The organism is Kocuria sp. UCD-OTCP (assembly GCF_000349605.1).
GTDB lineage: Bacteria > Actinomycetota > Actinomycetes > Actinomycetales > Micrococcaceae > Kocuria > Kocuria rosea.
Genome location: NZ_AOSQ01000034.1, coordinates 58248 through 77191, shown reverse-complemented (window position 1 = coordinate 77191; position 18944 = coordinate 58248). Strand labels below are relative to the sequence as shown.

The 18944-nt window shown below is 70.6% G+C and carries 14 protein-coding genes and 2 pseudogenes; 7 read left to right on the top strand and 9 right to left on the bottom strand.

What is annotated here, in order from left to right; translation table 11 throughout:
* Positions 1–958: pseudogene (locus tag H488_RS30825) on the bottom strand (IS256 family transposase); the annotation flags it as partial.
* 398 nt (positions 959–1356) lie between these two features.
* On the opposite strand from H488_RS30825, the gene H488_RS30820 reads away from it, so the two are divergent.
* The 4 genes and pseudogenes from H488_RS30820 (at position 1357) to H488_RS30805 (ending at position 6522) form a co-directional block, all read left to right on the top strand.
* On the top strand, positions 1357–2814 hold the full coding sequence (locus tag H488_RS30820; RefSeq protein WP_237740456.1) for an L-lactate permease: 1458 nt from the start codon (positions 1357–1359) through the stop codon (positions 2812–2814).
* Between the two features lie 192 nt (positions 2815–3006).
* Positions 3007–4305: an AI-2E family transporter gene (locus tag H488_RS30815; RefSeq protein WP_441295102.1), complete on the top strand. Its 1299-nt coding sequence runs from the start codon at positions 3007–3009 to the stop codon at positions 4303–4305.
* A 544-nt stretch (positions 4306–4849) separates the two neighbouring features.
* Positions 4850–5892: pseudogene (locus tag H488_RS30810) on the top strand (NAD(P)-dependent alcohol dehydrogenase).
* A gap of 60 nt (positions 5893–5952) precedes the next feature.
* Positions 5953–6522, top strand: a complete 570-nt coding sequence (locus H488_RS30805) for a DapH/DapD/GlmU-related protein (RefSeq protein ID WP_017834062.1) — start codon at positions 5953–5955, stop codon at positions 6520–6522.
* 75 nt (positions 6523–6597) lie between these two features.
* On the opposite strand, the gene H488_RS30800 is transcribed toward H488_RS30805, so the two are convergent.
* A complete protein-coding gene (locus H488_RS30800; protein WP_017834061.1) occupies positions 6598–7239 on the bottom strand; it encodes an isochorismatase family protein in 642 nt (213 codons plus the stop codon).
* A 159-nt stretch (positions 7240–7398) separates the two neighbouring features.
* Here H488_RS30800 and H488_RS30795 point away from each other — a divergent pair, with 159 nt between their 5' ends.
* Both H488_RS30795 and H488_RS30790 read left to right on the top strand, forming a co-directional pair.
* Positions 7399–8367, top strand: a complete 969-nt coding sequence (locus tag H488_RS30795; protein WP_017834060.1) for a GlxA family transcriptional regulator — start codon at positions 7399–7401, stop codon at positions 8365–8367.
* A gap of 122 nt (positions 8368–8489) precedes the next feature.
* Entirely contained in the window at positions 8490–9239 is a 750-nt protein-coding gene (locus H488_RS30790; RefSeq protein WP_237740454.1) for an IclR family transcriptional regulator, read from the top strand.
* A gap of 157 nt (positions 9240–9396) precedes the next feature.
* Here H488_RS30790 and H488_RS30785 read toward each other — a convergent pair whose 3' ends face one another.
* Genes H488_RS30785 through H488_RS30770 form a run of 4 tightly spaced genes read right to left on the bottom strand, consistent with a single transcriptional unit; the run spans position 9397 to position 14116 of the window.
* Entirely contained in the window at positions 9397–10386 is a 990-nt protein-coding gene (locus H488_RS30785; protein ID WP_017834057.1) for a 2-hydroxyacid dehydrogenase, read from the bottom strand.
* 2 nt (positions 10387–10388) lie between these two features.
* Positions 10389–11351 (bottom strand): hydroxymethylglutaryl-CoA lyase, encoded by a 963-nt coding sequence (locus H488_RS30780; protein WP_017834056.1) that lies wholly within the window; start codon positions 11349–11351, stop codon positions 10389–10391.
* Complete coding sequence (locus H488_RS30775) at positions 11348–12598, bottom strand: CaiB/BaiF CoA transferase family protein (protein ID WP_017834055.1); 1251 nt, start codon at positions 12596–12598, stop codon at positions 11348–11350. The genes H488_RS30780 and H488_RS30775 overlap by 4 nt, the downstream gene beginning before the upstream one ends.
* Before the next feature lie 57 nt (positions 12599–12655).
* Positions 12656–14116: a GntP family permease gene (locus H488_RS30770; protein ID WP_017834054.1), complete on the bottom strand. Its 1461-nt coding sequence runs from the start codon at positions 14114–14116 to the stop codon at positions 12656–12658.
* Positions 14117–14431: 315 nt separating this feature from the next.
* Here H488_RS30770 and H488_RS38425 point away from each other — a divergent pair, with 315 nt between their 5' ends.
* Positions 14432–14998 (top strand): LssY C-terminal domain-containing protein, encoded by a 567-nt coding sequence (locus H488_RS38425; RefSeq protein WP_081615811.1) that lies wholly within the window; start codon positions 14432–14434, stop codon positions 14996–14998.
* On the opposite strand, the gene H488_RS30760 is transcribed toward H488_RS38425, so the two are convergent.
* The 3 genes from H488_RS30760 to H488_RS30750 form a co-directional block, all read right to left on the bottom strand.
* The gene (locus H488_RS30760) at positions 14999–16327 is read right to left on the bottom strand and encodes a serine hydrolase domain-containing protein (protein ID WP_017834052.1); all 1329 of its coding nucleotides are present in this window, start codon (positions 16325–16327) and stop codon (positions 14999–15001) included. It abuts the gene before it with no gap.
* A gap of 300 nt (positions 16328–16627) precedes the next feature.
* A complete protein-coding gene (locus H488_RS30755) occupies positions 16628–17809 on the bottom strand; it encodes an SGNH/GDSL hydrolase family protein (protein ID WP_017834051.1) in 1182 nt (393 codons plus the stop codon).
* 37 nt (positions 17810–17846) lie between these two features.
* Entirely contained in the window at positions 17847–18920 is a 1074-nt protein-coding gene (locus H488_RS30750) for an alcohol dehydrogenase family protein (RefSeq protein ID WP_043739205.1), read from the bottom strand.
* Between the last annotated feature and the right edge of the window lie 24 nt (positions 18921–18944).

The following is an 18944-nucleotide window of genomic DNA, read 5'->3' as shown; positions in this document are numbered from 1 at the left end:
CTGCACGATCGCCGGATACCGCTGGCCCCACTCGGCCGTGAACTCGGTGAACCGGTCCTTTGCCGCTTGTTCTGAAGGCGCGGTGTAGACCGGTTTGAGCGCCTTGACGATCCCGTCACGGTGCTGGCGGCCGGCGTAGCGGAAGGAGTTGCGGATCAGGTGCACGATGCACTGCTGAACCACCGTCTGCGTCCAGGTGGTGCTGATCGCCTCCGGCAGGCCCTTGAGCCCGTCGCAGACGGCGATGAGCACGTCCTCGACGCCCCGGTTCTTCAGCTCGGAGAAGACCTGCAGCCAGAACCGGGCGCCTTCGGCGCCGTCGCCGGCCCAGATCCCGAGGATGTCGCGTTCTCCGTGCACGGTCACGCCCATGACGACGTAGAACGGCGTGTTGCGCACCTGCCCGTCGCGGACCTTCACCACGATCGCATCGATGAAGAGCACCGGATAGAGCGGGTCCAGCGGACGCGAAGACCACTCGGCCAGCTCACCGGCGACCTTCTCGGTGATCCGGCTGATGGTGTCCTTGGAGACCTTCGCCCCGTAGACCTCCTCGAAGTGCGCCGCGATCTCACCGGTCGTCAGCCCGCGGGCCGACAGCGAGAGGACGATCTGGTCGATCCCATCCAGACGCCGCTTGCGCTTGGGCACGATCACCGGCTCGAAGGACCCGTCCCGGTCCGAAGGGCACCTCGATCTCGACCGGGCCGATCTCGGTCAGCACGGTCTTCGACCTCGTGCCGTTGCGCATGTTGGCCGCGATCGGCGTCTGCCCGTGGTCGTGACCGAGGTGTTCGGTCAGTTCGGCTTCCAGGGCGGTTTCCAGCACGTTCTTCGTCAGCTGGTTCAGCAGCCCGCCCGGGCCGACCAGGCTCACGCCCTGCTCCTTCGCCTGGGCAAGCAGCCGCTCGGCGAGGTCCTTCTGATCGATGATCTCTCCCGTCACGGGATCGATCATCATGCCTGTCATCTCGGTCGTGGACTCTGACACGGCCGTCTCCTTTCGGATCAGGCCGGACCCTCACACACCGTTGTTCTTACAGTCCCGTCAAGCAACCCGGGGTAGTCCCAGATGTCGTCTGATCTGGCCTGCATCTGATGTGACCTACAGGGATACGGCAGGTTCCCAGGCTCACGATCAGCAAGGGCTGGAACTGCCGCACCATTCGGTGACACCTGATCCCGGTTCAGAGCTCTTCCGCTTTACATATGGCGGGCTACCGGCCGGGCTCAGGAGGCGGTGGCGCGGGAGGAGCTGTCCTCCGCATCAGTGCTCACCCGGACGCCGTCGGCGCGTAACATCGGCCGGTGACAGAGATCTGACAGGAGAAGTGTGGAGGTGGGCCGCCGTTGGACGTGCTCATGGCGGCCCTGCCCATGGTGCTGACCCTGGGTCTGCTGCTCGTGCCGGCGCCGCCGTGGGTGGCTCCCGCGGTCGGACTGGTGTCAGCCGTGGTGATCGGCCTGGCCTGGTTCGGCACCCCTGTGGCGGAGATGTCCTCGGCCTTCGGCGAGGGCTTCTGGATCCTGGTCGAGGTGCTGGCGATCATTGCCGGCGGGATCCTGCTCTCTCGCGTCATGGACCGGACCGGCGCTCAGAAGAAGCTGGCCCGGTGGCTCTCGGACGGCGGCGGCCCCACGGTGCTCTCGGCGCTGCTCATGGTGCACGGGGTGGTGCCGTTCATGGAGACCGTCACCGGGTTCGGCGTCTCCGTGATCATCGGGCTGCCGCTGCTGCTGTCCCTGGGGTTCACGCCGTTGCGAGCGGCCTCGCTCTCGCTGGTGGCGCTCATGGTGGGCCCGTGGGGCTCCATGGGCCCCGGCACGCTCCTGGGCTCCCAGATCGCCGGCGTCACCCTGCAGGACCTCGGGGTGGCCTCCGGCGTCCTGAACGTCATCGCCTTCCTGGGATCCGGTGCCGTGGCCGCGGTCATCGCCGGCCGGGGACTGCCCACTTCCGACGGCCGGCCCCGACCCGCTGACTACGGCGCCTGGATCGGCATGGGACTGGTCTCGGGCGTGGTGCTGTCCGCCCTGGTCCTCGCCGCCAATCTGGCGTTCGGCACGGCCGTGGCCGGTGCGGTGGCCACCCTGGTGATGTCCGCCGGCTGGGCCGGCGTGATCAGCCGCGGGCGGATGGGGCCCGTCCCGGGCCGCGCTCTGGTGCCGTACCTGGTGCTGCTGGGGGGCACCATCATCGGGCAGCTCCTCGAGGGCCTGCTGCCGCCCGGCGGGTTCGGCGCGGTGCTGGGCTCGCCGGCCCTGTGGTCCATCACCGGCGCCCTGGTCGGCGTCGTCGTGCTCTCCTTGGACAGGGAACACCGGCGGCGACTGCCGCGGGAGATCCGCCGGATGTGGCTCCAGGTGGCGGCGCCGACCGGCCTGTACCTGGTGCTGGGCAGCGCGGTCTCCGGGGGCGGGCTGGCCGAGGCGCTGGCCGCGGCGCTGACCGGGCTGGGGCAGGCCTACCTGTTCCTGGTGCCCATGGTTGGTGGTCTGGGGGGATACATCACGGCCTCGGGCACGGGCGCCAACGCCATGTTCGGCGGCACCCAGGACGCAGCCGCGCGTGCCCTTGGCATGGACCCGCTGTGGATGATGGCCTCCCAGAACGTGGCGGCCGGACTGGCCTGCCTGGCCAGCCCGGCGCGCATCGAGCTCGCCTACCGGATCGCCGGCCCACCTCAACGGGCGGACACCCCCGGGCCCGTCCTCACTCGCGGGGCCCTGGTGGCGAGGACCCTGCCCTTCGTGCTGGTGTGCTTGGTGCTGTGGGGCATCGGGAACATGCTCTGGATGCCGGCGGCAGGCTGACTCCCGCTCCGAAGTCCACGCTGTCGACCGCGGGCCGGTGGGGCGCTGCCCCGGACGAGCACGGGCGGCTCGTGCGCGCCATCGCCCGTGAGCACACGGAGACCGCCCCTCGTGCCGCGTCGTCGAGCCGTCCGTCCTGCGGTCGGCATCGGCCGGGCGCGTCGTCGGGTGCCGTCCGGGGTCTTGGCATCGATGAGTCCGGGGCGCATCCTGAACCCAGGCCAGCGGCGGAGCGGGGGAGGGGCGATTCTGGTGACGCGTCCACGGCATCGCAGGATCTCGCATCCTCGTGACCTGTGGGCGGACCCGCTGGGGCGGGCGACCATCCGGGCCCTGCAGGGGCTGGTGCTGCTGAGCGCGACGGCGGTGGTGGTCTACGGGCTGATCCAGCTCAAGCTGGTGGTGATCCCGCTGCTGATCGCCCTGGTCCTGGCCGCTGCGCTGAACCCCCTGGTCGCCTCTCTGCGCCGGCACCGTGTGCCCGGGGCGCTGGCGACCTGGATCGTGTTCGTCGCCGCGATCGTGGTCCTGGGCGGGGTGGTCACCGGCATGGTCTTCGCGGTGCGCAGCGAGTGGGCGGAGCTGGTGGCCTCCGCGGTGGGCGGGCTGGACCGGTTGCGCCAGTTCGTGGTGGCCGGGCCGATCCCGGTCGGCCAGCAGGGCCTGGACGAGGCTCTGACCGCCGTCGTGGACTTCATGGCCAGCCCCCAGTTCGGCGCCGGGGCGCTGCTGGGGATCTCCGCGGCCACCCAGGTGGTCACCGGGACAGTGCTGGTGGCCGTGATCCTCTACTTCTTCCTCCAGGACGGGGCCCGCATCTGGGCGTTCTTCCTGAGCCGTTTCCACGGCGAGACCCTGGAGAAGCTGCTGACCTCGGGCACCACGACCCTGCACGTGCTGGGCGGCTATGTGCGCGGCACCGCGGTGGTGGCGCTGCTGGAAGCGGTGGTCATCGGCGTCACCCTGCTGGTGCTGCGGGTGCCCCTGGCCCTGCCCCTGTCGGTGCTGATCTTCCTGGGCGGCTTCATCCCCATCGTGGGGGCCGCCCTGATCGGCGGCGTGGCAGTCCTGGTGGCCCTGGTGGCCAACGGCCCGGTGGTGGCGCTGGTGGTGGTGGCGGTGGTGGTGGCCACCAACCAGCTCGACGGGAGGGTGCTCCAGCCGATGGTGCTGGGCCGGGCCCTGAGCCTGCACCCGCTGGTGGTGCTGCTCGCCCTGGCCGCCGGCGGGATCCTCTCCNTGCTCCAGCCGATGGTGCTGGGCCGGGCCCTGAGCCTGCACCCGCTGGTGGTGCTGCTCGCCCTGGCCGCCGGCGGGATCCTCTCCGGCGTCGTCGGGGCCGTGCTGGCCGTCCCGCTGACCGCGGTGGGATGGGCTCTGATCCAGATCTGGTTCCCGAACCCCCGAAACCCCGATGTCCTGTCCCGGCCGGCTGCGCGTCCCGGCGTCCGGCTGAAGCCACCGGCCCCGGACGCGCCCGTCGACGGGTGACGGCCTCGGGGCGCCGCAGGACCGGCAGCGTCACCGGAGGACGGGGGCGGATGGACGCCGCCGACGTGTTCCCTTGCGGACCGATCCACCGCCGGGCGGCGCCTTTCTGCGGTCAGGGCGGCAGCCAACTGGGTTCATGACGGCGTCCTGCCGGTATGAGTCGGTGATCCGGGTGGGGGCCGGACGGATGCACATCCGGATGTTCTACGTTGGCGAGACCTCCTCGGGGAGGTCAGCTCGACACCGCCTCCCATCACCGAGGACCCGCAGCGGGAGAACTCTCATCACCGCGGCGACGGTGAGCCCGAGCGCAGCAGCACCCCCGGGCTGCCACCAGCCACAGTGTGAACGGGGAAGCACCGACCCTGGGGTGCTCTCCCGGTACGCCCTTCACCAGGGACTCCCTGAGCTCTGCCGTTCCTGATGAGGTGGTGCAGTCGCTGATCCGTCGGGTCCTTCCCGCACGCTCGGGCGACTGCGCGGACGGGTCTCCCGCCACGTCCGCCCGATCCGTTCCGCCGCCCCCACCGCACCAGGAGACCCCTTGCTGACCGTCAACGCCTACGCCGCCCCCTCCGCCGACGCACCGCTGGAGCCGACCACGATCACCCGCCGCGAGGTGGGCCCGCACGACGTGCTGATCGAGATCGCCTACGCCGGGATCTGCCACTCCGACATCCACACCGTCAACGCGACTGGGGACCCCAGCCCTACCCCCTGGTGCCCGGCCACGAGATCGTGGGCACCGTCGCCGAGATCGGCCCCGAGGTCACCGGTCACGCCGTCGGGGACCGCGTCGGGGTGGGGTGCATGGTCAACTCCTGCGGGCAGTGCACCAACTGCCGCAACGGGGACGAGCAGTACTGCGCCGAGGGCATGGTGCCCACCTACGGCGGGGCCGACCGGGACGGCACCATCACCCAGGGCGGCTATTCCACCCACGTGGTCGTCGACGCCGGCTTCGTGCTGTCCGTGCCCGAGTCCCTGGACTTCGCCGCGGCCGCCCCGCTGCTGTGCGCCGGGATCACCACCTACTCCCCGCTGCGCCGCTGGGGCGTCGGCCCGGGCCGGAAGGTCGCCGTCGTGGGCCTGGGCGGACTGGGGCACCTGGCCGTGAAGATCGCCGCCGCGATGGGCGCGGAGGTCACCGTGCTCTCGCAGTCGCTGAAGAAGAAGGAGGACGGGCTGCGGCTGGGTGCCGAGCACTACTACGCCACGTCCGACCCAGCCACCTTCGAGCAGCTGGCCGGATCCTTCGACCTGGTCCTCAACACCGTCAGCGCCGTGATCGACGTGGACGCCCACCTGTCCCTGCTCACCGTCGACGGGGCCCTGGTCAACGTCGGGGCCCCGGCGGAGCCGCTGAGCCTCAACGTCTTCTCCCTCATCGGCGGCCGGCGCGCCTACGCCGGGTCGATGATCGGCGGCATCGCCGAGACCCAGGAGATGCTCGACTTCTGCGCCGAGCACGGCATCGTCCCGGAGACCGAGCTGATCTCCGCCGACCGGGTCAACGAGGCCTACGAGCGGGTGCTGGCCTCGGACGTGCGCTACCGCTTCGTCATCGACGCCGCCACCCTGGCCTGAGCCCGCGCCCAGGCGCTGGGCCGGCGGATCCCGCCGCCCGGACACTACCGAAAGGACACCATGGAACTGACCGATCTTCTGGAGGCGCTCGACGCCGGGCGCACCATCACGGGGGACTCGCCCCTGCACGAGGTCATGCACCGGGTCAGCCAGGAGGCCCTGCGCATCACCGGGGAGCTCAACGGCGGATACCGGGAACCGGCCCGGGTGCGGGAGCTGCTGGCCCAGCTCACCGGCAGGCCGGTGGACGCATCGGTGACGGTGTTCCCGCCCTTCCGCTCCGACTTCGGGAAGAACATCACCCTGGGCAAGCGGGTCTTCATCAACTCCGGGTGCACGTTCCAGGACCAGGGCGGGGTGGTCATCGGCGACGACTGCCTGATCGGGCACAACACGGTGCTGGCCACCCTCAACCACGACCTCGCCCCCAGCCGCCGCGCGGACATGCACCCGGCCCCCATCGTGATCGGCCACAACGTGTGGATCGGGTCCAACGCCACGGTCCTGCCGGGCGTGACCATCGGCGACGACGCCGTCGTGGCGGCGGCGTCGGTGGTGACCAAGGACGTCCCGGAGAGGTCCGTGGTGGTGGGCTCCCCGGCACGGGTCGTGCGCTCCGTGAGCGACTGAACCGCGCCGGGTGCGCGCCTCTCGGCGGACGCCGGCCCGAAACCCCCAGCAAGGCCGGGCGGTCACGACATACCTCTAGGAACCGCTGGTGAACGCTTCTGCTCCGTTCATGGCCGAGGCGACGAGGTTGCTGCGGACCGGCGACTCGCCGCCGGCGACCGCTCCGATCCAGGCGTCCGTGGTGGTGACCGCGGCGAAGTTCGACTGCAGCAGCACCATCAGGGTGCGGTGCAGATCCTCGGCCGAGACCTGACCGGCTTCGTTGGCGAGGTGGATCGCGCCGGTGGCGTCGGAGAGGATCTCGGCGGCGAAGCCGAGCCCCTCGGCCTCGACCGCCGTCGCCAGGTCGCAGTTGTTGGTCATGTAGCCGACGACCGTGATCGTGTCGACGCCGCGCTCGCGCAGCCACTCGGCCACGTCGGTGCCGGCGAAGACGCTGCCGTACCCCTTCACGACCTGCTTCCACTGCCGGTCGTCGAGCTGCTCGAGATCAGGGTGGAGCGGATATCCCGCCGAGCCGGGCGCGAAGATGGGTGCGCCCTCGTCCGTCTCGTGCTGGACCATGACGACCGGCATGTCCTGCTCGGCGGCGACCTCGAGGACGCGGCTGATGTTGGCGAGCGACTCCTCGCGGGGCGGGTACTGGATGGACATCGGGCCGTCGAAGTACTCCATCTGGGCGTCGACGACGATCAGGGCGCGGCGGGGGATGGTCACGGGGTCTCCTCTGGACAGTGGGATGGGCGGGCTGTGGTGCTCGGCCCGTCTCCATGCTCCTGCCATGCCGGTCGCCGCCGCGATCGGCCCGCGTGCACGATTACGATGAGATCGGGCCACTTCTGCTCCGTGGTGGTCCCGGTGGGAGAGGAACGACAGGTGCGGATCGCGATCCATGCGTTCGACGGTGTGACGATGTTCCACCTGGCCGTGCCGCAGCTGGTGTTCGGCGAGGTCACCCGGCTGGGCCTGGCCGAGCGCTGGGACACGGTGCTGTGGAGCACGGGCGCGGACATGATCACGACGGCGGAGGGCTACTCGCTGGGCCGTCTCGCCGGGCCAGAAGCTGCCGAGGACGCCGACCTGGTGGTGATCCCCTCCTGGCCCTATCCGCCGGTGGCCGTCGACGAGTCGCTGCGCGCCGTGCTCCTGCGCGCGCACGCCGGTGGCGCCGGTGTGGTGGGTCTGTGCATGGGGGCCTTCGCCGTCGCCGAGGCCGGTCTGCTGGGCGGGCGGCCCGCCGTCACGCACTGGGAGGGGATGGACGAACTCGCGTCCCGTCACCCGGAGCTGGCGGTCGAGGACTCGGTGCTCTACATCGACCACGACGACGTCATGACCTCCGCCGGCACGGCCTCCTCCCTGGACGCCTGCCTGCACCTGGTCCGCAAGCACCTGGGCGCCGCGGCCGCCAACCGGGTCGCCCGCAGCCTGGTCGTGGCCCCGCACCGGGAAGGCGGGCAGGCGCAGTACATCCAGCGCCCGGTCGCCCGGCCCGACAGCGGGGATCCCCTGGCCGCCACGCTGGACTGGGCGATGGCCCGGCTGCACGAGCCCCTGTCCATCGACGAGCTCGCCGCCCACGCCCGGATGAGCCGCCGGACCCTCGTGCGCCGCTTCCGCGACACCACCGGCACCACCCCCGCTCGCTGGGTCCTCGCGCGACGCCTCGACGAGGCCCGCAGCCTGCTCGAGACCACGCGCTGGGGTGTCGACCGGATCGCGCTGGCCTGCGGCTTCGGCAGCGCTGTCACCCTCCGGCAGAACTTCGTCTCGGCCTACGCGACCACGCCGTCCGCCTACCGGCGGAGCTTCGCCCTCCGAGAGGCTGGCGGGGAATCCCGCTAGGTGCAGGCTCCGGAACGTCCGGTGCGCACTCCTGGTCACCGGGCAGGAGCAGCGCGGTGGGTTAGCGTCTACTCATGGCGTCGTCCGAGACAAGGTCCCAGGCTCCCCACAACCCTTTGCTGGTGCTGGGAAAGATCAGCGCCATTCTGGATGCCTTCACCTTGACGCGTCCGACATTGACGCTGGGGGAGATCCGCGATTCGACAGGCATGCCGACCTCGACGGTGCAACGCCTGGTGACGAACCTGGTGGCACAGGGATTTCTCGACCGTGAGGACGATTCTTTCCGGATCGGCATGAAGATGGCGTACTGGGCTGCGCCGGCCACGCGTGGGGTGGCGATGCTGGACCTGTTCGTCCCCTTGCTGAAGGAATTGCGTGACCGCACCGGGGAGACGGTGTGCTTCTTCCAGGCCGAGCGGGGGTATCGCGTGTGTGTGGCGATGGCCGAGACGCGTCACGCGTTGCGTCGTGAGATGCACGTGGGCGCGATCCTGCCCCTGCACGCCGGTTCCGCCGGACAGGTTCTGCTCGCCTGGAAGCCGGAGCTGCTGCGGCAGGTCCTGGAATCCCCTCTGCCGCCGTTGACTGATTTCACGATCACCAGTTCCGAGGAGCTCGAGTCTGCGGTGGGCCGCGCCCGGCGGGACGGATTCTCCATCACCACCGGGCAACGTGATGATGGGGCGTCGGGTCTGTCCGCCCCCGTGTTCGACTCCACCGGCGCTCTGGTGGGGGCCGTGACGATCAGCGGCCCGACCTTGCGCATGCCGTATGCGGTGTGCGAGGGGTGGGTCGAGGACCTGCTGTCCACCGCGGAGCGGATGACGCGGCTGGTCGGGGGGCGTTTCCCCGATGAGGCGAACTCCTAGTCACCGGTCTGCCTCGCCGTTTGGACCCTCGGCGATGGACCCGACGACGGCGAGGACAGGTGCACAGCGCTGTCCCTGCCGACCCCGGCGGCGATGGCAGCGGCGACCTCAGGGGCGGAGCGGGTGCCCTTGAAGCTGTCGGGGGCGGTGATGATCTTCATCCGATCACCTCTGGATTGACCAGGTGGGGCGGGCGCTGACCGGTGGCCATGGCCACGGCGTTGAGCGCACTGAGCCGGGACATCTCCGCTCGGACCGGCACGGTCGCCGACCCGATGTGGGGCAGCAGCACGGTGTTCGGCAGTTCCGCCAGACCTGGAGCCAGGTGAGGCTCGTCCTCGTAGACGTCGAGACCGGCCCCTGCGATCCCGCCGTTGCGCAGGGAGACGACCAGGGCGGACTCGTCCACGACGGGGCCGCGGGCGGTGTTGATGAGGATCGCTTCCGGTTTCATGCGCCCGAGGACCTCGGCGTCCACCAGTTGGTGGGTCTGCTCGGTGAGGGGGACGTGCAGGGACAGGAAGTCGCTGCGGGCCACCAGCTCCTCCCAGGGCACCTGGGTGACGCGGCCGGAGAACTCGCCCAGTTCGTCCTGGCTCACGGATCGATCCCCGGGCGGGCGCGGGGAGAACAGGACCTGCATGCCGAAGGCCAGGGCTCGGCGGGCGACGGCGCGGGCGATCCGCCCGAATCCGGCCAGGCCCAGGACGGCCCCGGTGACGTCGCGGCCGAGCAGCAGCTCTGGTTCCCAGCCGTGGAAGCGGCCTTCGCGGACCATGCGGTCGGCTTCGACGACCCGGCGAGCGGTGCCGAGGATCAGCGCCATGGCGACATCGGCGGTGGCGTCGGTCAGGACCCCGGGGGTGTTGCCCACCAGGATGCCGCAGGAGGTGGCGGCGCCGACGTCGATGTTGTTGTACCCGACGGCGAAGTTGGACACCCCCTTGATCTCCGCCTCGGCCAGCAGGGCGGCATCGACCGTGTCGCGCAGCTGGGTGAGCACCACGTCGTAGTCCCCGGAGGCGCACAGCTGCCGCAGACGGGAGTAGTCCGGGGGGTCCGGAAGGACCGTGACCGAGCCTGCAGCCTCCAGCAGCGGGAGGCCGGGGTCGGGGATCGGGGTGGTGACCAGGAATCGTGCGTCCATGCTCAGCCGACCCGATCGCAGGCCGGGACCGCTTCGGAGTGGGTGACCCACTCGAAGGCGGTGGCCTTGGAGCGGGCGCCCTGGGCGGCCTTGGATCGGTTGGGCTCCGCCAGCTCCTCGAGAAGCCCTTCGGAGAGTGTCACCAGGTCACCGAATGCCTCGGGGGTGAGCCACGGGGGTCGAGTGGCGAAGAGCAGGTCCTCACTGGACGTGTTGCCGCTGGCCCCGGGGGCGAAGGGGCACCCGCCGAGTCCGCCCAGGGCGCCGTCGACCATCGTGGCCCCGGCCGTGATGGCGGCCAGGGTGTTGGCCACGCCCAGTCCCCAGGTGTCGTGGCCGTGGAAGACGATGCGCCGGGTCGGGGTCTCCTCCCGGACACGGCTGATCAGCTCGGCGACCTGGGCGGGGACGGCCTGGCCGAGAGTGTCGCAGACGACGATGTCCTCGGTGCCCGCCGCACGCGGGTCGTTGGCGATGGCCAGCACCCGCTCCGGGTCCACGGGGCCCTCGAAGGGGCAGGTGAAGGAGGTGGCCAGGCACAGCTGGATGCGCCCTCCCACACCACGGGTGATCTGCACGGCTTCGGGCAGGGCGGTCAGGCTGGCCTCGGTGCTCCGGCCGATGTTGGCCTGGTTGTGGGAGTCGGTGACGGAGAAGCAGTACTGGAAGTTCCGGGCCCCGGCCTCGGCGGCCCGGGCGATGTGGCGGGGGGTGGCCACCCAGATCCAGCACTTCTCGAGTTCCTCCTGGGTCAGGGCGGCGACGACCTCCAGGGTGTTGGCCATCGGCGGGACCAGCTCGGGGCGGGCCATGGAGCCCAGCTCGATGGCCGGCACGCCCAGGCGGATCAGCTCCCGGACGACCTCGACCTTCTTCTCGGTGGAGAGGACCTTGCCGGTCAGCTGCAGGCCGTCGCGCAGGGTGACGTCGCGCAGCTCGGCGCGGGGTTCGAGGGTGTGGTTCATGCGGGCAGGGTCTCCTTGGTGGCGGTGGCCTCGGCGATCTGCTCCGCGCTGAGACGGAGCAGCCCGGCGAGCACCTCCTGGGTGTGTTCGCCCAGGTCGGGGCCGAGGTGGTGGATGGGCAGGGAATGTTCCCCGAGCACGGGCACGATGCCCGGGAAGCCGACGTCGTGCAGCTCTTCCTCACCGGTGGAGACGTCGAACTTCTGGATCATGTGCCGAGCGGCGTACTGCGGGTCCTCGCTGATGTCGGCGGCAGTGTAGATCGGACCGGCCGGCACCCCGACCGCGCCGAGGGCTTCTAGGGCCTCGGCCGAGGTCCGCTGGGCCGTCCAGGCGCTGATGGCCGCATCGAGGTCCTCGCGGCGGGCCCAGCGCTCGGCGTTGGTCCGCAGACCCGGATCGGCGGCGAGGTCGGGGCGTCCGATGGTCTCCATGTAGCGCTGGTAGATGGAGTCGCCGTTGCCGGCCACCACGATGCTGGCCCCGTCGGCGCACACATAGGCGTTGGACGGGGCGATGCCCTCCATCCGCCCACCGACGCGTTCGCGGGTGACGTCGTAGGCCTGGTAGTCGGGGATCAGTGATTCCATCATCGAGAACATGGCTTCGTGCAGGGCCACGTCGATCACCCGTTCCCGCAGCGGGACACCACCGTTGCCGACGGTTCTGCGTGCTTCGCGCTGGTAGAGGCTCATCACCACCCCGAAGGCGGCGTAGAGGCCGGCGATGGAGTCTCCGATCGACACGCCGACCCGCACCGGGGCGCGATCCGGATCGCCGACCAGGTTGCGGAATCCGCTGTAGGCCTCGGCCACGGCGGCGAAGCCGGGCCGACGGGACAGCGGACCGGTCTGCCCGAAGGCGGATATCCGGCTGATCACCAGCTCGGGGTTGACCTCGTTGAGCACCTCCGGGCCCAGGCCCCACTTCTCCAAGGTGCCTGGCCGGAAGTTCTCCAGCAGCACGTCGGACTCGGCCGCCAAGGCTTTGACGGCCTCCCGGCCCGCGTCGGAGCGCAGGTCCAGGACGACGGACTTCTTGTTCCGGTTGATCGTGCGGAACAGCATCGAGGTGGTGCCCTTGTGCAGGCGCCAGTTGCGCAGCTCGTCGCCGGTGCCGGGGCGTTCGACCTTGATCACCTCGGCGCCGAAGTCGGCCAGCAGGCGTCCGGCGGTCGGGGCGGCGATGTAGTTGCCCAGTTCCAGGACCCGGATGCCGGCCAGGGGCTGGGGTGTGGTCTCTTCCATGGTGAGGGTGTCCTCTCGGTGATGCGTGTCGGGGGATCGCGGTGTCTGCGCGGTCGGTCAGATGAACAGGCTGAGCACCACGGTGCAGCCCAGGGCCACCACCGATGCCACCGAGACGCCGAGAGAGCAGGACTTCAGGGTGCCCTTGGTGGTCTGCCCGAGCATCGACTGCAGGAGCCAGAAGGTGTTGGAGGTGACGTGGACGAGGAACAGGGACCCGGCCCCGGCCGCCAGGGCGATCAGCACCGGGTCCAACCCGATCTGCGAGGCGACCGGAGCGAGCAGACCCGCGGCGGTGATCGCAGAGATCGACACCGAGCCCACAGCCACGTGCAGCACCGCGGCGATGGCCCACACCGTCAGCAGCGGGGCGAAGGAACCGGCGGTGAAGTACTTCCCGAGGATGTCGCCCATGCCGCTGGCAGCAACAACGGCCGCCAGCGAACCGCCGGCGCCGGTGAGGATCAGGATCTGCCCGGACTCGCGGAATCCGTCGACCACGGCCTGCTCCACCCGTGCCCGGCCGATGGTGTACCGGGCGACCACGCTGGTGCCCAGCAGCCCGATCAGCAGGGCGATCACCGGAGAGGACAGCAGCTCCATCGCCGGGCTGGACAGGCCGACCATCTCCAGGATGGCTCCGGTGGCGATCAGCACCAGGGCCAGCAGCATCGGGGCGAACAGGATGAACAGGCCCGGTTCCTTGTGCTGGCGCACGGTGCCCTGGTGCACCTGGTGGGGCAGCAGCCCGACGCGGCTTCCGTGGCCGTCCACCAGGCCACCGGAAACCTCAACGTCCACCGGCTCGTGGTCGCTGCTGTCCTTGTTCGTGCCGGCGTCTGCTCCCGTGGCCGGAGCCGCGTCCTCGGCCAGGGGCAGCTCGTCCTGATCCGTCTTCCACAGCCCGCGGGTGAGGAAGAAGTTCATGATCGCAATGGAGATCACGATGGTCGGGATGATGACGATCAATCCGAAGATCAGCATCTTTCCCAGCGGCACGCTGAGCAGCCCCGCCAGTGCCACGGTGGCCACACCGGGCACCATCAGCACGATGCCGCACTCGAGACTGATGGCCATGGCCGTGGCCATCTTCGCGGTGCCGTACTTGCCCAGGTGCGGAGCCATGCGCCGGGCCAAGGGGGCGCTCATCACCAGCAGCACGTCCAGGAAGATCGACTGCAGCATCGTGCCGAGGGTCAACCCCAGTGCGTAGGGCACCCCGCGCGGGCCGAAGACCCTCAGCAGCCCGTCCACCAACCGCCGGATCGCCCCGGTCTCGTTGAGGATCGAGCCCATCAGCACTCCCCAGGCGATCAACAGGCCCACCTCGAGCATGATGTCGCCGAAGCCCTGCATGACCGTTTCGGTCGTGCTGGTCGGGCCCATCCCGGTGGCCAGACCCAGGGCCACGGCCCCGATCACGAGCGAGACGACCGGGTTGATGCGGAACTTCACGATCATCACAACGATTGCCAAGATCACCACCGCAGTGATCGACAGAATCAGCCAGTCGGCCATGAGTGGTCCACCTTTTCCTCTGGGACGCCCCCACGGTCTTGTGGGGCACGTCACTCTCTCTGTGATCCACAATGTAAGCAGTGAACCACGATATGGGTCAATGGCTGGATGACATGTGACGCGGATCTCCTGAATCCATCGAATGTACGGCCCTGATGGCGGCCATCAGCCGACTCGGACAGCACCCGATCCTGCGGCAGGCCCCCGCGGCGCTTCCACCGGTGCTGGGGCCGTGACTAGCCTGGGAGCACCACGACCGGCACCACGACCGGCGCCGCGGACGTCCGGTGCGGGACACGGGGCGGGGAGCGCGAGATGGATGCAGGACGTGGACGCCCCGACAGCGACGAGCGGAGCCCGCAGCCCAAAGGCGGTGCCCGACGGGCCACCGTGGTGCTGTGGGCGCACCGGTTCGGCTTCCTCGTCACCAGCGTGCTGGCCGGCTGGGGCGTCTACCACCTCGTCCTCGAGGAGGTTGACGACGACGGGCGTCTGCCCTGGTTGTTCCTGCCCCTCTGGGTGCTGTCGGCCTATGTGCTCCTGCCGCGGTTGAACCGTCTGCTCACCGGCATCTACGTCCCCAGCTACTTCATCGGACGGGCCCGCACCTCCGACGGCCTGCTGGGGGACCCGGTCAACCTGGCGGTGGTCGGCACCCCCGCGCAGCTGTCCGCCGCGATGGTCGGGGCCGGCTGGACCGCCGCGGACACCGACCGCGAGCGTGATCTCGTCGTCTCGTCCCTGCAGGCCGTCGGCGCCACGGTCCACGTCGTCGAGCAGTTCTCCGCCGGCTATCACGCCCGCAACGGAGGCGGGGACGCCATCGAGACGGACGGGGACCTGCCCGTCATCGATGTCCGCCCGATTCGGTGGAGCGGGTGATCAGCGTTCGGGGTTGGGGGTGAAGGTGTGGCCCAGGGCGGTGGAGACCTCGGCGAAGATCCGTGTGGCCGGGGTGGCGCACGGCAGGGTCCTGGGGTCGTCGGCCAGCACCGGGGACTCCGGGCAGTCCCCGGAGGGGATGTCGCTGGTGGCCTGCACGACCACGGTGGTGTCGGTGGTGGTGTCGTAGTAGACGGTGGTGTTGTACCCGGGCTGCGTCCCGGTGTGCCCGACCCAGCCGTCGATGCACCCGAAGCCCAGCCCGTAGCCGGACTCGGGGGGCTGGAACGAGGTGAGGCGCTCTCGCTGGGCCTCCGGTTCCAGCAGTCCGTGCCCGGTGCCCAGGGCCCGGCCGTAGGTGAGCAGGTCGTCCACGTCCGAGATCAGGGCCCCGGCGGTGGCTCCCCAGCTGGGGTTCCAGTGCGTGGCGTCGGCCGGCGCCTCCGGCGTCGCGGTGTCGCCCTGGAGCGTGAAGCCCTGCGCGTAGGGTTCCGGCATCTCGGTGGAGTCACCGGGCCAGACGGTCTCGTCGAGTCCCAGCGGGTCGAAGATCTGCTCCTCCAGGACCTCCCCGATCGGCTGGCCGGTGACCTGTTCGACGACGAGGCCCAGCAGGATGTAGTTGGTGTTGGAGTAGTCGAACTGCGCGCCGGGGGCGAACAGGGGGGATTCCGAGACGCCGACGGCGACCAGCTCCTCCGGGGTGAAGACCTGCTGCGGATCCGCGAAGAAGCGGTCCGTGAACTGGGTGCTGCGGGTGTAGCTGGCCACCCCGCTGGTCATGTCCGCCAGCCGGCGCAGGGTGATCTGTTCTCCGTTGGGGATGCCGTCGACGTAGTCGGCGATGGGGTCCTCCAGGGAGAGCTCACCCTCCTCGGCCAGCTGCAGGACCAGGGTGGCGGTGAAGGGCTTGGTGACCGATCCGACGCGGGTGTGCACCCCCACCTCCATGGGCTCCCCGGTGGCCGGGTCGGCCACCCCGTAGGCGGCCGTCCAGGTGCCCTCCGGGGAGGAGACCCCCACCACCGCACCGGGGGTGGAGGCCTGCGCGAACGAGGCCCGGGCGGCGGCGTCCAACGTCGTCGCCAGTTCCTCGGGCAGCGGCTCGGACATCTGCGCGGAGGGTTCTCGGGTGACGACGTCGTCGACATCGGAGACACAGGCCTCGGGGCCCGTGGCCGGAGCCGACGGTGCCGCCGCGGCGACCGGAGTGGCCGCCGGCCCGGCCGGGGAGGGCGGCGCGGCGGTTGCCCCGCCGGTCCCGAGGAGGAGCACCGCCGCCGTGGCGGCGGCGAACGTGCGGCGCGTGGAGCGTACGGGTGCGGACATCTTCGTTTCCTTCTCGATCGGCGCAGGCCGCTTCCGGGAAGGGCCTGCACCCGGAGAGCAGTGCTTCTGGCGCAGTCGCCATGGGCGACGATGTCGACCCCTGCGCCGCACTCCACCGCGAAGGCACATCCCGACAGCACGCACGGGCCGTGGAATCGATGAGATGACGGGCCGGTCCACGGCCCCGGATCACGCACCGGCCCCGGCGAACGCGTGGGACAGGCGGTGCCCCCAGCGTAGGACGGCCCTCCGGGCCGGCCGGCCGACCTGCCCCGGATCGTTACCCAACCGCCGAAGATGTCACGCCCCTTCGCCGGCCGGCAGGAAACCGTGGCCGAGCACGAACTCGGCGAAGCGCTCGCCGATCCGCAGGTGCGTGGTCGCGTCGGGGTGGAGGGCGTCGGGCAGGGGGAGCTCCCGGGCGTCGGACTCCCCGTAGAGCTCGCGTCCGTCGAGGTGGAACAGGTGCGGATCGTCGTGCGCCCGCTCCGTCACGATCCGTGCCAGTTCGGCACGGATGACCGTCAGGGTGAGCTTGCCGGCGGCGACCTCGCCGGGGTCGCCGGTCGCCCGGAACCGCATCTCACCCCGGGCGAGTGCGTCCGGGTCGAAGGCGCCGGGTCCCGGGGTGTGTTCGTGGATCGGGCACAGGAGGGGGGAGATCACCAGCAGCGGGGTGTGGGGGTGGCCGTCGCGGATCGTGTCGAGGAAGCCGTGCACTGCGGGGCCGAAGGCCCGCAGCCGCATCAGATCGAGGTTGACCAGGTTGATGCCGAGCTTGAGGCTGATCAGCTCGGCCGGGGTGTCCCGGATGGTGCGTGCGGTGAACGGGTCGAGCAGCGCGCTGCCCCCGAAGCCGAGGTTGAGCAGGTTGAGGTCGGCCCGCCTCGCGGCGACCGCCGGCCAGGTGCCGGTGGGATGCACCGCGTTCGAGCCGTGACTGATCGAACTGCCGTGGTGCACCCACCTCGGGCGCAGGTCCTGCACCGGCCGGAGGGGGGAGTCGGAGCTGATCTCGGCCAGTTCCACGGTCTCGTTGTGCGGCAGCCAGAGCTCGACCGTCTTGGGGCCCCGGGGCAGATCGTCGAAGACGACGCCGCCGATCCCGGCCTGCGTGATCTGCCGGTCGCCGGTGGTCATGTCGATGCTCACCACGGTCGCGGCCTCGAGGCCGGCCTGCCGGGTGTGCCGGCCGTCGACCAGCAGGTCGAAGAGGCCGGCCGGGCGCGGTGGTGCGCCCTCGTACCGGAAGCGTGTGGCGCGCCCGCGGAGCTCGATGCGGCTCGCCTCGGTCGCGAAGAGCAGCCGCGCGCCCGCGGGCTGGGACTCGGCCATGGCCAGCTGCGGGTCGCGGGCCTGATTCCTGGCCCACGCGGGGAGGCGGTGCGGGATCACCCCGTCGTCCGTGCGCTCCAGCTCCAGGACGCCGTGGAGGAGGTCGTCGGTGACGGGTGTGGTGCAGCGTCGGTCGGGGATCGGCATGGTCCTCCCAGGGTGTGTCGGGTCCGGCAGCCGTGGCTCAGGGGGCGGGGTCGGGCGGAATCAGGGCGAACTTGCCGACGTGCGTCTTCTCCAGGAACTCCCGCTGGGCGTCCGCGATCTGCTCGAGCGGGAACACCCTCGCCAGGAGGGGCCGGATCTCTCCGCGCTCGATGTAGGAGACGACATCGGGGAACACCTCTTCGTCCCACGCCGTGCACCCGATCAGGGTGAGGTCCTTCAGGTAGAAGGTGCGCATGTCGAGTTCCACGAGGGGGCCGCCGATGGCCCCGGAGGAGACGTACGTCCCGCCCCTCCGGAGGAGGCCCAGCACTGCCGGGAAGCCGGGCCCGGCGACGTTGTCGATCACGACGTCGACGCTGTCCGCGCCCAGCACGTTGCGCGGGTCGTCCCGCCCGATGACCTCGTCGGCGCCGAGGGCGCGGACCTGGTCCCGCTTGGCGTCACCGGCCATGCCGACGACATGGGCGCCGCGCCACTTGGCGAGCTGCACCACGGCCGATCCGACGCCTCCGGAGGCGCCGGTCACCAGGACCCGTGCCCCCGTGGTGATGCCGGCGCGGCGGACCATGTTCTCCGCCGTCCCGTAGGCGCACGGGATGGTCGCCAGCTCGGCGTCGCTCCAGTCGCAGTCCACCGGGAAGACCTCGTGCGCCGGGACGACGACGAACTGGGCGAAGGCTCCGTCGAGATCGGAGCCCAGCCAGGTCGTGTCCCAGGAGGAGAAACCCTCGGTGCGCATGCAGGCCCGGATCAGCACCCGGGCCCCGAGGGCGGACTCGTCGCCCCCACGACCGACGGCCGCGATCCGCCCGCAGCAGTCCGCGCCCTGGATCAGCGGGAACGGGGTTGCCGCGTTCCAGCCCCCGTCCGGTCTCGTCGAGGCGTCCCCGACGACGTCCTCGGACGCATCGTTCGTTCCTGCCGTCACCGACGACGAGTACCAGCCGAGCCTGGTGTTGATCTCGGTGTTGTTCATGCCGGCCGCCAGGACGCGGACCAGCACCTCACCCTCGCCCGGCTCGGGGACGGGCACTCGGGAGAGCACGAGACGGTCGTAGCCGCCGACACCGGTGGTGACGACCGCCATCATGGTCCCGTCTGCGACGCGTGTCCG